This window comes from Streptomyces cinereospinus (genome assembly GCF_042430725.1).
Classification (GTDB): Bacteria; Actinomycetota; Actinomycetes; order Streptomycetales; family Streptomycetaceae; genus Streptomyces; species Streptomyces cinereospinus.
On record NZ_JBHMCY010000076.1, the window covers coordinates 26,194 to 37,893 of the forward strand.

General features: G+C 68.4%; 12 protein-coding genes. 4 read left to right on the plus strand and 8 right to left on the minus strand.

The genetic code is table 11. The features are described from left to right. Positions 1-207 precede the first annotated feature (207 nt). Positions 208-597, plus strand: a complete 390-nt coding sequence (locus tag ACFF45_RS29350; protein WP_381349713.1) for a VOC family protein — start codon at positions 208-210, stop codon at positions 595-597. A gap of 10 nt (positions 598-607) precedes the next feature. On the opposite strand, the gene ACFF45_RS29355 is transcribed toward ACFF45_RS29350, so the two are convergent. Then, entirely contained in the window at positions 608-1,210 is a 603-nt protein-coding gene (locus ACFF45_RS29355) for a TetR family transcriptional regulator (RefSeq protein ID WP_381349715.1), read from the minus strand. Between the two features lie 62 nt (positions 1,211-1,272). Here ACFF45_RS29355 and ACFF45_RS29360 point away from each other — a divergent pair, with 62 nt between their 5' ends. Beyond that, on the plus strand, positions 1,273-2,253 hold the full coding sequence (locus ACFF45_RS29360; protein WP_381349716.1) for an SDR family oxidoreductase: 981 nt from the start codon (positions 1,273-1,275) through the stop codon (positions 2,251-2,253). A 399-nt stretch (positions 2,254-2,652) separates the two neighbouring features. Here the strand turns inward: ACFF45_RS29360 and ACFF45_RS29365 are convergent, their stop codons facing one another. From ACFF45_RS29365 to ACFF45_RS29375, 3 genes are all read right to left on the minus strand, one after another. Further along, complete coding sequence (locus tag ACFF45_RS29365) at positions 2,653-3,429, minus strand: alpha/beta hydrolase (RefSeq protein WP_381349717.1); 777 nt, start codon at positions 3,427-3,429, stop codon at positions 2,653-2,655. Between the two features lie 488 nt (positions 3,430-3,917). After that, on the minus strand, positions 3,918-4,508 hold the full coding sequence (locus tag ACFF45_RS29370; RefSeq protein ID WP_381349719.1) for an RNA polymerase sigma factor: 591 nt from the start codon (positions 4,506-4,508) through the stop codon (positions 3,918-3,920). Positions 4,509-5,336: 828 nt separating this feature from the next. Next, entirely contained in the window at positions 5,337-5,558 is a 222-nt protein-coding gene (locus ACFF45_RS29375; RefSeq protein ID WP_381349720.1) for a hypothetical protein, read from the minus strand. Between the two features lie 95 nt (positions 5,559-5,653). Between ACFF45_RS29375 and ACFF45_RS29380 the strand changes: the two genes are divergently transcribed. Further along, positions 5,654-6,175 carry an RICIN domain-containing protein gene (locus ACFF45_RS29380; protein ID WP_381349721.1) on the plus strand — a complete coding sequence of 174 codons (522 nt, stop codon included), beginning with the start codon at positions 5,654-5,656 and terminating at the stop codon, positions 6,173-6,175. 220 nt (positions 6,176-6,395) lie between these two features. Here the strand turns inward: ACFF45_RS29380 and pcp are convergent, their stop codons facing one another. The 4 genes from pcp to ACFF45_RS29400 form a co-directional block, all read right to left on the minus strand. Beyond that, entirely contained in the window at positions 6,396-7,046 is a 651-nt protein-coding gene (pcp, locus tag ACFF45_RS29385; protein WP_381349722.1) for a pyroglutamyl-peptidase I, read from the minus strand. 43 nt (positions 7,047-7,089) lie between these two features. Beyond that, positions 7,090-7,392: a hypothetical protein gene (locus ACFF45_RS29390; RefSeq protein ID WP_381349723.1), complete on the minus strand. Its 303-nt coding sequence runs from the start codon at positions 7,390-7,392 to the stop codon at positions 7,090-7,092. Positions 7,393-7,923: 531 nt separating this feature from the next. Continuing rightward, a complete protein-coding gene (locus ACFF45_RS29395) occupies positions 7,924-9,288 on the minus strand; it encodes an APC family permease (protein WP_381349725.1) in 1,365 nt (454 codons plus the stop codon). A 38-nt stretch (positions 9,289-9,326) separates the two neighbouring features. Further along, entirely contained in the window at positions 9,327-10,196 is an 870-nt protein-coding gene (locus ACFF45_RS29400; protein ID WP_381349727.1) for a carbon-nitrogen hydrolase family protein, read from the minus strand. Between the two features lie 81 nt (positions 10,197-10,277). Between ACFF45_RS29400 and ACFF45_RS29405 the strand changes: the two genes are divergently transcribed. Continuing rightward, positions 10,278-11,057, plus strand: a complete 780-nt coding sequence (locus ACFF45_RS29405) for a FadR/GntR family transcriptional regulator (RefSeq protein WP_381349729.1) — start codon at positions 10,278-10,280, stop codon at positions 11,055-11,057. Positions 11,058-11,700 lie beyond the last annotated feature (643 nt).

Consider the following 11,700-nt stretch of genomic DNA (forward strand, 5'->3'; position numbering starts at 1 on the left):
GAACGGTGCCGCGAACGAACGGTCAACACAATGAAGCAGATCAGCTCAGGGAGCATGCACAGCCTTCTGTGCCAAGAGCTCCTGGTCCTCGTGCCCGTCGGTCGATAGGGTCCGGAGGTCAGCTGTTGAAGAGGATCTACGGCGGGGCAACCGGAGGGAGTCGGCGGCATGCATGGACGACCCAGTCATGAGCCCGGTACCCCTCGCATGTCGAGACACGACTGGTGGGGCGTCGTGCTTGAGGCGCCCGATCCGCGGGCGCTCGCCCGCTTCTACTCGGACCTCCTGGGCTGGGAGATCACCAAGGAAGAGCCTGACGGGGCGGCTGTCGCGCCCTCGGAGAGTGTGGGCTACATGGCCTTCCAGCTCTCGGACGGCTACGTTCCCCCGGTCTGGCCCGCCCAGGACGACGCCCAGCGGATGACGATGCACCTGGACTTCGAAGTCGTCGATCTGCAGGCCGCCGTAGCCCATGCGCTGGAGCTCGGCGCGCGGGAGGCCGGGTATCAGCCGCAGGACAACGTCAGGGTGATGCTCGACCCTGCTGGTCACCCCTTCTGTCTCTATGTGGATGACGACAGCAGCGAGAGTAAGTGACGTCTTCTCATCACAGGGTGGGACGTGCGCTGCGGCCGTCGCCCGGGGGCCACGCCATGACCGTTTTCAGGGTGGCGGCGGCCGAGGTGACCGCGTCGGCGAAGGACGTGGGGTCATCGGTGTCGAGCCATTGGTTGAACGCGACGTCGTAGACGGTGACGGCGAGGGATGCGGCGATCGCGGCCTGCGGGGGCGTCAGTCCGCGTGCGGCGAATCCCGTCGTGCCGGCGCGGGCCAGGCAGGCGAGTTTGTGTGCTTCCCGTTCCTGTAGTCCGGCGTCGGAGTTGATGATCTCCCGGCGTGCCCGGAGGGCGGCGCGCTGGGTCTCGAGGCGAGAGGCGACAACAGTCTGCAGTCCGTGGACGATGACGTCGATGGGGGCGAACTCGACCGGTGCCTGTGCGAACAAGCGGCTCACCACCTCCGGCAGTTCGTTCTCGCCGACGAACAGGATCTCGCGCTTGTCGTTGTAGTGGCGGAAGAACGTCCTGGTCGTCAGGCCGGCACGGCTGGTGATGTCGGGGATCGTGGTGTTGCTGAACCCGCGTTCCGCGAAGAGCTCCATCGCCGCCTGCTGCAACCGCTGTGCTGCGCCCGGCTCCCATCTGGCCATAGTGGACATCCTACCGGTTGACGACATGTCGTGTCATCACTTAACGTCAGTGATGACACGACATGTCATTACTGATGGGTGGCGCGACCATGACGGATTCGGACAGCGGCCAGGTGGTGCTGGTGATCGGTGGTACCGGGTTCCTGGGGCGACGGGTGGTATCGGCCCTGACCGGTGCCGGACACCGGGTGCGGAGCCTGGTCCGGGAACCGGCCCGGGCGGCAGGTCTGTTCGACGATCGGGTGGAGATCGCGCAAGGCGACATGTTGGACGCCGACGCGGTGGCCGGCGCTGTCCGGCAGGCCCGTGCGGTGATCGTGTGCGTCCACACCCTGTCCGCGCAGCCCGCCCGCAAGGCGGGTCACGACTTCGTCGACGTCGAAGTGGCCGGTGTGGGCAATATCGTCGCGGCCTGCCGGGCGAACGGGGTGGATCGGTTGCTCTATGTCACCTCCATCGGAGTCGCCGCGGATGCTTCCAGTTCCTGGACGCGCGGCCGCGCCCGGATCGAGTCACTGCTGTTCGCCAGCGGCCTGGACGTGACGGTCCTGCGGCCCGGCATGATCGTGGGCCACGGCGGTAGCGGGTTCGGTATGGTCGAACGAGGCGCCCGGAGCCGCGCGGCTGTCTTGCTGAGCAGCCGGCATCAGCGGTTCCGCACGGTGGCGGTCGATGACCTGGCGCATCAGCTCGTCGTGCTGCTGGACGAGCCCCGCTCGTTCGGTCGGCACTTCGATGTCGGCAGTGACGACGTGCTCACCATCGACGAGATGATGGACCTGGCCGCCGAGCACCTGGGCCGCCGCCGTCCGACGAAGATCCACCTTCCGCGCCGTGCGATCGCCTGTATCGCTCCGCTCGTCGAGCGTGCTGCGAAAATGCCACCCGGCGCGATCAGCGGGTTCGTCGGCGCGGGCAGCGACTCCGACATGATCGGCGACGCCACTGCCATCCGCGCCTTGCTCGACCAGCCGCCCCGAACGTTCGGCGAGGCAATGGCCCAGGCCCTGCGCGAGGGGTCGGCGGCCGCTGCCTCGTCGTGAGCGAGGAGAACGACCTCCGTGCCCTGCCGGGCTTTCCTCAGCGCTGGAGCCGGCAACGGTGGCACATACTCTGCGCCGGCACTGCGCCCGGTACAGCGTCGGCTCATGCTTGCCGCGTGATGCTTCGGGACCGGCGGCCGTTGTCCGTCTCCGAAGTGGTGGCGGCCTTCGAACACAGGGCTTGCCACCGCCGGCATCGCCGCTGCGCACGCAAAGCCGAGCGCTTTCCCGCCTTCACCAGCATCGTCTGCGTCCGCGTCGGCTGACGCGGAGGCAGACGCATCCGATGAGTTCTTCTCAACGAGGATCACTTCCGGATCCCGTTGGAACCAAGGGCACCTGCACAGACTGCGCCTCCGCCGCCGCAACGTTCCCGGCCTCGGTCACGTTCTCACCCATTCACCTCGCGTCTGCGGCCAGGCGGCTGAGCAGTTCGATGGTGTCTGCCTCGTGCGACGCGAAGACGCCGTGGTCGCTGTCCCAGGTGACGGTGTGGGTCGCCCGTTTGCTGAGGCGGCGTTGCAGTTCCGGGTTCACGACACGATCGTCGGCGCAGACGACGAAGGTGCTGGGCCGGGTGTGCCAGGCGGCACTGGTGATCGGTTCGTAGCCGGCTGCCATCGACTGGGCCACGAGGGATGCGACGTGTACGGCGCGTTGCTCCTTTCGGAGGTGGGAATGGAACAGTTCTCCGGCTGCGGCCGGGTCGATCGTGGTGATGCCGTGGAGGTCGCCGACCACGTGGGTGAACAGATCGCTCGGTGGCGCACCCGAGAGAAGCGCCAGACTGGACTCGCCGATGTCGGGCATGGGAGCCGCGAGGTACACGAGATGGGCGATCTTCTCCGGGGGCAGGCCGGTGATGACCGTGCCTCCGTAGGAATGTCCGCAGGCCACGACGGGGCCGGCTCCCACTATCCCGTTCAGCGCGCTCTCGGCCGCGGCGATATCGGCGGCCAGTGACCCACGATGCAGTTCGGCGACAGCGACGGGGACACCGAGCCGGCGCAGTGAGTCGGCTACACCGTTCCAGGCGCTGCCGGTGTGCCATGCACCGTGTACCAACAGCACGCCTCGAGATCCGGGTTGCGATGACCAATATTCCATGCACAGGCCTTTCAAGATGTAGATGCGCAGGCCGCTGAAGGGCGGGAGTGTCTCGTAGACATCGGTCACGCCTTGCTGCTTGCTCGGGCCCCGGGGCGGATCGAGGCAGCTTGTCCAGCGGCAACAGGGCGGGCCCGCTCCGCCCGCCGGGCGGTCCAGGACGCCGCTCCAGCGGCATCCGTGCCGGGCACTGCCGTGGACGCGGGCCTCAGCGCGCGCCGCGACATCACCCGACATCGACCAACCGCGCACGACCGTTCCAAACGCCCGAACGAAATAGTCTGTGCCAGCCCGATCGCCCAGCACAGGGGACAGCCACGTAGCGTCGCAACACCCAACAGCGCCAGCAGCAGGCTGAACGGGCCCACCGCGGGAATCCACGCGACCGATCCGGCGAGCAGCCCGAAGCCAGTGGCTCGAACGGCGCGGGCTTGAGCGCCCAGTGGGCGGCGCGCCGGCGGGCGCTGCGGCCCGGGTCCTGGTTCAGCGCCCCCGTGCCAAGTGAACGAGCACCGAGCTACTGGCGAACACTGCCTCATCTGGGACGACTCGCGCCGTCATTGCGGTGTGCTCTCGTCGTGGATCTCAAGATCTGCACGCAAGGCGGCTCGGGCACGGTGCAGCCGGGACTTCATCGCGGCTGTGCTGAGCCCGAGGAGCCCGGTGACGGTGCGTCCCGGCAGTCCCTGTACGTCGCGCATGATCAGCACACGGCGTTGGTCCGCGGGCAACGACGCGATGGCCGCGGCCACGCGCTCGATCTCCAGCCTGGCCAGCACGTCGTCCTCGGCCGATGGGGTGGCTGCCTCGGCCACCCGTTCCTGCCGACCCGACATGGCCCGTGCTCGCCGCAGACATTCGTGCCGCACGATCTGGAACATCCACGAGGCAAGAGCGCCGACCGCTCGTAGCGTTCCGATCCTGCTAAACAGAACGATCATGGCTTCCTGAGCAGCGTCCTCTGCGTCCTGACTGCTCGCACACAGCGAGAACGCGAAGCGCCGAACGTGCGGATGCGCACCTGACACCAAGGCGGCGATCGACGCTTCGTCCCCGCTCTGAGCCGCGGCTACGAGCTGCGCCGCCGGCCATGATGACCTCGTAGGGCTAGCCACGCGATCCCTCCCTCTTACGCAGGAACAGCACACAACTGCACAGCACCAGTGCGCCGACGACCACGGCGACTACGACTTCGATCACGACGACCTCCTCGACGCGACGACCCGAAGGTCCGTACACCCATAAGAGCAACTGCCGAGGAAAAGGATTCGAGAGGTGTCTCCGGCCTCGACGAAGTGGAGTGGGCCAGTGTGAGCTTGTCGAGTCCGGTGATCCAGGGACGGTGAGTTGGACGGACGGCGGTACGGCGTTGCGGACGGTGCCGAGGGGTGCCAGATGGCCAGGGTCACCGAGCTCACCCGGCACCACTGGCAGGGACGGTGACATCCCGAGGACGACAACCACTCCTACGACCGCTGCATCCCGATCGTGGCGACCACACTGGACCAGCTGCGCGAACACGACCCGGCAGGGCTCGCCTTCCGGCGCTTCGGCCGCGACCACCACCGGCCGCTGCTGGACGCCGACGGCAACGCCCGCCGGGGGTCATCGCCCAGTACGGGCGGGAGAGCCGCCACCGCCGTCGCGTCCCTAACGCCCTGCAGTCTTTGATCACGATTGGCTCGACTGCGACAACCGCCGCCCTCAGGCGGGATGAGGGGCGCGGACGCTCAGTGACAGCGGCCCGCTCCGCGGCAGGGGAGAGCAGTCGGCGGGTGTCCGCCCGGTTGGGGGAGGTGCCTCACCGCGGAAACGGTCCGGCCTGGCCGGTGTGGCCGAAGCAGGTTCTGGCCGGGGCCGAGACAGTGGAGTGAGGCGCGTTGGCTTTGTGAAGCGGCCAGCTCAATCGACGGACGCGCCGCTGGCCGGAGGCTCCGGCTCGTGGGCGAGTGTGTCTGAGCGCGCCGGCCGGGGCGTCAATCTTCCGTCCATTTTTTCACCCCTGGCAAGGGTGAGCGGGGACGTGTGGAGGGTTGCTTTCGGTCATGACCGGCGAGGTCGATGATGCCGATGAGCGCGTCTGGACTGGAGAAGGGCGTAACGGTGGCAGGACGGCGGCAAGCGGCAAGCGAAGCAGCCATCGAAACCTGACGCGCCGATTTGGCCAGTCCCACCCGCCCTTCACTTTCCGTGTTCATGGGGATGGATTGTGCTACGCAGTGTCACTCGCCTGTCCGGGCGGCGTCTGGTGCGGCCGACCCGGCGGCGGATCGCACCACGGAAAGGACCTTCGATGCATCGCCTCCTGACCCGACTCCTTGTCGTCCTCGGCTTGCTTGGCGGGCTGCTCGGTTCGGCCGCGACCGCCACCAGCGCCCACGCGCAGCCCTTGACCACCCACATCGTCAACATCAAGACCGGCGGCAGTCTGCTGCCGCACAACTGGGGCGACGGCTTCCAGGACGGATGGGTGCACTACGTCTGGGACCGCGGCCAGACCCTCGGAGCCGACCAGTGGGAGTTCCAGCCCGTCGCCGGCTACGTCTTCATCATCCGTAACACCAAGACCGGCATGTGCCTCAAGCCCGGTGCTCCCTGGTTCAACAAGCCGCGGGTCACCGAGGGGACCTGCGGGACCGGCCTGGAGTTCCAGTGGGAGCTCACCCAGCGGCTTGTCGACGGCGCGTACAAGATCTACAGCCGCTCCGCGCGTCAGATCATGACCCCGTACTACGGCAACAACCTCGGGGAAGTCGTCGTTCTGGAGCCGAACAGCAACGTCGAGAAGGTCTGGTGGTCTGTCGACGGCTTGTAGGCCGATCGAACGCGGTCCCACTTCCGGATGGCTCCTTGACCGTCTGACCTCAGCGAGCAGCTCCGACTCGGGTACGGGCGGGGCTGCTCGCTGTCCTGCATCCGGTGCTGTCCACGACGGTCCGTCCGGTATTGAGCAGCCATTGGAGACGACTCCGCCTCTTGATGCCGATGCGGGCCGGCTCGGAGTGTCGGCCCGGGCGGGGACGGTGTGCGTGAGGTCAGTGGGTGGCGCCGGCGGCTACGGCGATGTCCGTGTCGTGGGCGAGCGCGGTCGACAGGACGACGCGCAGGCCCCTGGCCGTGTCCTCCACCGGGAGCCAGGGGACGAAGTGGTTGGCGGCTGCGGGCATCTCCGGGGTGTGCGGGATGTGCACGAAGCCGCCGCGCCGCTGTTTGCCCTCGGTGGCCAGCAGGTGCATCAGGCCGTAGAAGACGTGGTTGCACACGAACGTCCCGGCGGTCTGGGAGACCTCGGACTTCAACCCGGTCTGCTGGTGCACCTCCGTGACACAGCGTTTGATCGGGAGGGTGGAGAAGTAGGCGGCGGGTCCGTCGGGGACGATGTGCTCGTCGACGGGCTGGCGGCCGGCGTTGTCGGGGATGGGGCAGTCGTTGATGTTGATGGCGACGCGCTCGACCGAGATGCCGTTGCGGGGGGAGAGGCCGAGCGACACGACGAGTGCCGGGTCCGTCTCCAGCACAGCCTGGCGCAGCACGTGCAGCGACTTGCCGAAGACGCAGGGGAGCTGGACGGCCGTCACCTCCATGCCGTCCGGAGGGTTGTCCTGGAGGAGCTGGGCGGCGGCCCAGGAGGGGTTGTAGGTGTCCTGGGCAAACGGCTCGAACCCCGTCACCAGTACGCGGGTCATGTGAACGTCCTTCTCTGGCGGAGTGGCGGGCTGTCGTCCGGGGCTAGTCGATGTAGACGGAAGAGCCGTTCATGACGGCCTGGCCGCCGGGCAGCACCCAGCCCTCGTACTGGCCGAAGCAGCCGCCGTTCGGGTAGACGTAGGCCGTCCGATCCGTGTGGTTGACGACGGACACCAGGAAAGCGTTCGACGGGTGGCATCCGTGCGGGTTGGTGTGCGGGACGTCGTTGACGATCAGGGTGCCAGTGGCCGCGCCGGTGCCGGCGGCAGCCGCGGCAGGAACAGCGCCGGGGCCGAGTACAGCAGTGGTGAAGGTGACGCCGGCGACGGCGAGGAATGTGCGCACAATACGGTCCTCTCGGTTCGCGCTTCAGCGTGATCGGTTCCCGTTTGAGCGAGTCCCTTCGCCTGCTTCACCGCGTGTTCGCCCGAGTGGATGTCCATGCCGGCCCGTGCCTTGTGCCGGGTCCAGCCACTCCTGTCGCTGAGCTCGGCGTGTGACCTCGTGGGTCACTCGTCCTGCTGACCTGCTGTTCCTTACGGGACAGCGGAGGCGGCCGTTCTCCACGTTTCGCGATGTCGAGTAACGAAGCACGAGGGAACGGCCGCTGTCGATGAGCCCCGCCCGCTGCGGACCCCGGGGCGGCCGGCCCCGCCGGCACGGTCAAGTCCGCAGCCGTCCGCGACCGGCCTTCCGTGCAGGCGACGGCCGAGCCGGTTACTGATGTCGTTGGCGTGATGTCGTGGCTGACAAGGGGCGGTCGCCGCGGTAGCCCGGTTGCACGAGGTATCCGCAAGGAGGCGGGCTGACCGCGGAGCGACGGGCGGTTCTCGCGTGACCGGTGCGAATGGTCTCACGTCGAGCGGCGGGGCGGCTTCACACCCGATCGGGGAGGGTGTGGTGCTCTTCCTCGAAAGTCAGCTCGGGTGGAGGGGTGCGGAAACCTCGGGTCAGGTAGGCCAGGTAGCAGAGGCCGAGGGCGAGCCAGATGAGCCCGAGGATGAGGGCCTTGCCGTCGAGGTTGGTCAGGAGCCAGACGTCGACCGTGGCGCCGATCGCAGGAGCGATCATGTGGCCCAGCAGGCCGGGGCGGCGGCCCGCGCGGCGTTCGCGCAGGTAAGTGGCGATGACGGCGAGGTTGACGAAGGTGAAGGCGATGAAGGCGCCGAAGTTGATGAAAGAGGTGGAGGTCGCAAGGCTGAGGCGCAGGGCGATCAGGCCGACAGCGCCGGTGAGGAGGATGTTGAGAGCGGGGGTGTGGTAGCGGGGATGGATGCGGCCGAAGAGGCGACGCGGGAGGACGGAGTCGCGGCCCATGGCGTAAAGCAGCCGGGAGGTGCTCGCCTGGGCGGCAATGCCGGAGGCGAACTGGGCGACGACCAGGCCGGCCAGGAAGACCGACGAGAACAGGTCGCCGCCAATGGTTTTGGCGATTTCGAAGGCGGCCGAGTCGGGGTCGTCGAAGGTGCTGCCGGGGTGTGCCAGCTGGGTTGCCCAGGCGACGGCCACGAAGATGCCACCGCCGATCAGGGCGATCAGCACGATGGCCCGGGGCATGGTGCGCTTCGGCTCGATGGTCTCCTCGGTGAGCGTGGTGACCGCGTCGAAGCCGAGGAAGGAGTAGGCCGCGATGGCGGCTCCGGCGGAGATGCCCGCCAGGGTGGTGGCGTCATTGGCGAATGGTGCGGCGCCGGCCAGCGCACCGGCACCTCCGGCATCGAGCACGTGCCGCAGGGACAGGGCGACGAAGATGCCGATCACCAGCACCTGGAAGGCCATGAGGAGATCGTTGGCCCGCTCCGCCGTCTTGATGCCCCGCACATTCAGTGCAGTGGTCAGGGCGATGAAGCCGACGATCCACACCCAGAACGGCACGCTGGGGAACTGGGCCTGGAGATATGCCCCGCCGATCAGCCAGATGACCATGGGCAGGAAGAAGTAGTCGAGCAGAGTCGCCCAGCCGATCAGGAAGCCGACCCGGGAGTCGATGGCCCGGCGGACATAGGTGTACGCGGATCCGGCTACGGGGTGGGCGGCGGCCATCTTCCCATAGCTGTGCGCGGTGAACAGCATGGCGACCAGGGCCAGCAGATAGGCGGTGGGGACGGCACCGCCGGTGCTCTCGGCCACGACACCGAAGGTGCCGAGCACGATCATCGGGGTCATGTAGGCGAGGCCGAACAGAACGACGGATCTGAGGGTGAGCGCACGGGTCAGGCCCTGAGCGGGGGTGTTCTCCATAATGTGCTCCGAGGGGGACGGTCAGCGGGGTGGGAGGGTCAGCCGGTGCTGGGACGCCAGCGGCCGGGGTCGATACGACCGCCGTAGAGCGGCAGTTCCAGCGGGGTGTCGGCGTCGGTGAACTGGTCCCACATGCGGTTCAGTCCTGCCGTGCCGAAGGTGCGGACACGGGTGACGTCGTCCAGGTCGAGCACGTCGGTCAGAGTGGTGGCGGCCGAGTCGGGGGCCTCGGCGCGCACCCGCCCTTCGGGGTCCACGACCAGACTCCGGCCGGTGCCGACGGGGCCGGCGGCGTTGACGCTGAGGACGAAGACCTGGTTGACGATGGCGTTGGCCCGGGCGAGGACGAGTTCCTGGGCACGGTCCGCCGTGGTGGTCATGACCGGGTTGACGATCACCTCGGCGCCCAGCCAGGCCAGATGGCGCGCCACCTCAGGGAACCAGGCGTCGTAGCAGATCGCGATGCCGAGGCGGCCGATGCCGGGCAGTTCCACGACGACGAAGCGGTCACCGGGGTCGTACGGCTCGTGCGGCCGCCACGGAAAGATCTTGCGGTACGCGGCGGCGAGGCGGCCGTCGGGTGAGTAGACCGGCGCCGTGTTGAACAACTCGCCCTTCTCGCCGCGCTCGCACACGGTGCCCGGCACCAGCCAGATACCGAGGTCGCCGGCCAGCTCGGCAAGGTGCCGGGACCGCGGGCCGCTCATGGACTCGGCGGCTTCCTGAAGCTGTTCGGTGGATGCCGGCGGGCCGTCGACACCGCACAGGTGCAGCTCCGGGTAGACCACGAGGCGGGTGTGCGGGAAACGGGCCAGTAGCTGCTCGACGTCCTCGGCGAATCCGGACAGGGGCGCTGTCGCGGGGCGGGAAGGCGCCTGGACGAGGGCGATGGGGAGGGGGCGGGACATGGCGAGGAAATTAACTCAAGCTGAGCTGTTATTCAACAGGCTCATTTTGATCTGTTACCTGGGCTCGCTACATTGGGCGTCATGCCTCACCCCCAGGACGGCCCCGGCACACCGGTGGCCGACACGGTGGCCCTGCCGTTCAACGACCCCGCGCTCAACGGCATCCGCCGGCTCACCGCGCTGGACACGGTGCGCGCCCGCATCGCACTCGCCGTCGACCTGGGACTGCTCACTCCAGGCGAGAAGCTCCCGCCGACCGACCAGATCGCCGCAGCGCTCGACGTCGGCGACATCACCGTCCGCCGGGCCCTGACCTCGCTGTGCCGGGACGGCGTGCTGGAGCGCCGCCGGGGCCGCAACGGAGGCACCCTGGTCGCCCAGCGGCCGGCCCGGGGAGCCGTGGGCGAGATGGACGCCTACCGTGCCCAGAACACCGAGGTGCACGCGCTGATCGACCAGCGGCTCGTCATGGAATGCGGCCTCGCCCACCTGGCGGCCCGCAACGCCGACGAGGCCGGCCTCGGGCACCTGAAGCGGCTGGCCGACGAGATGGACCACGTCCCGACCTGGGCGGAGTTCCACGGCTGCGACGAGCGCTTCCACCTCGCCGTTGCGGCCTCCGCCGGTGTCCGCGCCGCCACCGACGCGTACCGCAGCGTGCTCCAACAGCTCTACCGTTACTACCTGCCCTACCCGATGGACGCCCTACGACAGTCCAACCGGGAACACCACGCCCTGGTCGACGCCCTCCGCGACGGAGATCCCGCCGCGGCGGTGGACATCGCACGCCGGCATGTGGAAGTGCTCCACAGGACCATGTTCGTCGGCCTGCTGGAGGCGGCCGAACAACAACCCCGGTAGGCCGCGCAACTCCGGCCGGCTCCGCTCGCGGAGACACCCCCCAGCCATCTTGATGGCGATCAGTCGAGCCATGCCTGGTGCACAACGGCTCGTGCAACCGACCGGCATCGCTGCGGACGGCGGCCTCGCGGAGCCGCACCGGCGACTGCCGGACGTGGACACGCGGATGGAGCAGGCCGCCACGAAGCCGGTGATCGTGCCGGACACGGTCGTCATGGACGGCGGTAAGGTGTTCATCTCCGACACGTTCATCCGGGCCTGCGACCGGCTGGGCATCTCGGTGCAAGGAACGCGCCCGCGCACGCCGACCGACAAGGCCACCGACAAGACCACCGTCGAGGCCGCACCTTCCGCGATTGACACGCTGTTCTGCCAGCACGTCGCCGGCGACACCGCGCCAACGTCTCGCACCGCGGCGAGCGGGTCGAGGACCAGGCCGTCTGGGCCGCCCCCGAGCTCCAGAATGCTCTGGACGAGTGGCTGCCGGCCGGGTGGCAGGCCAGGCCGCACGACAGTCCGCGCGACCCGTTCCGGCCGAAGAAGGCGATGTCGCCGAACGACAAGTACCCCTCGCTGGTGGCGGCCTGCGGAAGATCCTCCGCGACTGCCGGCTGAAGGGCGACGGCGTTCACCACACCATGCT

Excerpts from the sequence above, each read along its gene's own strand:
- ACFF45_RS29350 (WP_381349713.1), top strand. The coding sequence starts at position 208 with ATGTCGAGACACGACTGGTGGGGCGTCGTGCTTGAGGCGCCCGATCCG.
- ACFF45_RS29355 (WP_381349715.1), bottom strand. The coding sequence starts at position 1,210 with ATGGCCAGATGGGAGCCGGGCGCAGCACAGCGGTTGCAGCAGGCGGCG.
- ACFF45_RS29360 (WP_381349716.1), top strand. The coding sequence starts at position 1,273 with ATGTCATTACTGATGGGTGGCGCGACCATGACGGATTCGGACAGCGGC.
- ACFF45_RS29375 (WP_381349720.1), bottom strand. The coding sequence starts at position 5,558 with ATGAACACGGAAAGTGAAGGGCGGGTGGGACTGGCCAAATCGGCGCGT.
- ACFF45_RS29380 (WP_381349721.1), top strand. The coding sequence starts at position 5,654 with ATGCATCGCCTCCTGACCCGACTCCTTGTCGTCCTCGGCTTGCTTGGC.
- pcp (WP_381349722.1), bottom strand. The coding sequence starts at position 7,046 with ATGACCCGCGTACTGGTGACGGGGTTCGAGCCGTTTGCCCAGGACACC.
- ACFF45_RS29395 (WP_381349725.1), bottom strand. The coding sequence starts at position 9,288 with ATGGAGAACACCCCCGCTCAGGGCCTGACCCGTGCGCTCACCCTCAGA.
- ACFF45_RS29400 (WP_381349727.1), bottom strand. The coding sequence starts at position 10,196 with ATGTCCCGCCCCCTCCCCATCGCCCTCGTCCAGGCGCCTTCCCGCCCC.
- ACFF45_RS29405 (WP_381349729.1), top strand. The coding sequence starts at position 10,278 with ATGCCTCACCCCCAGGACGGCCCCGGCACACCGGTGGCCGACACGGTG.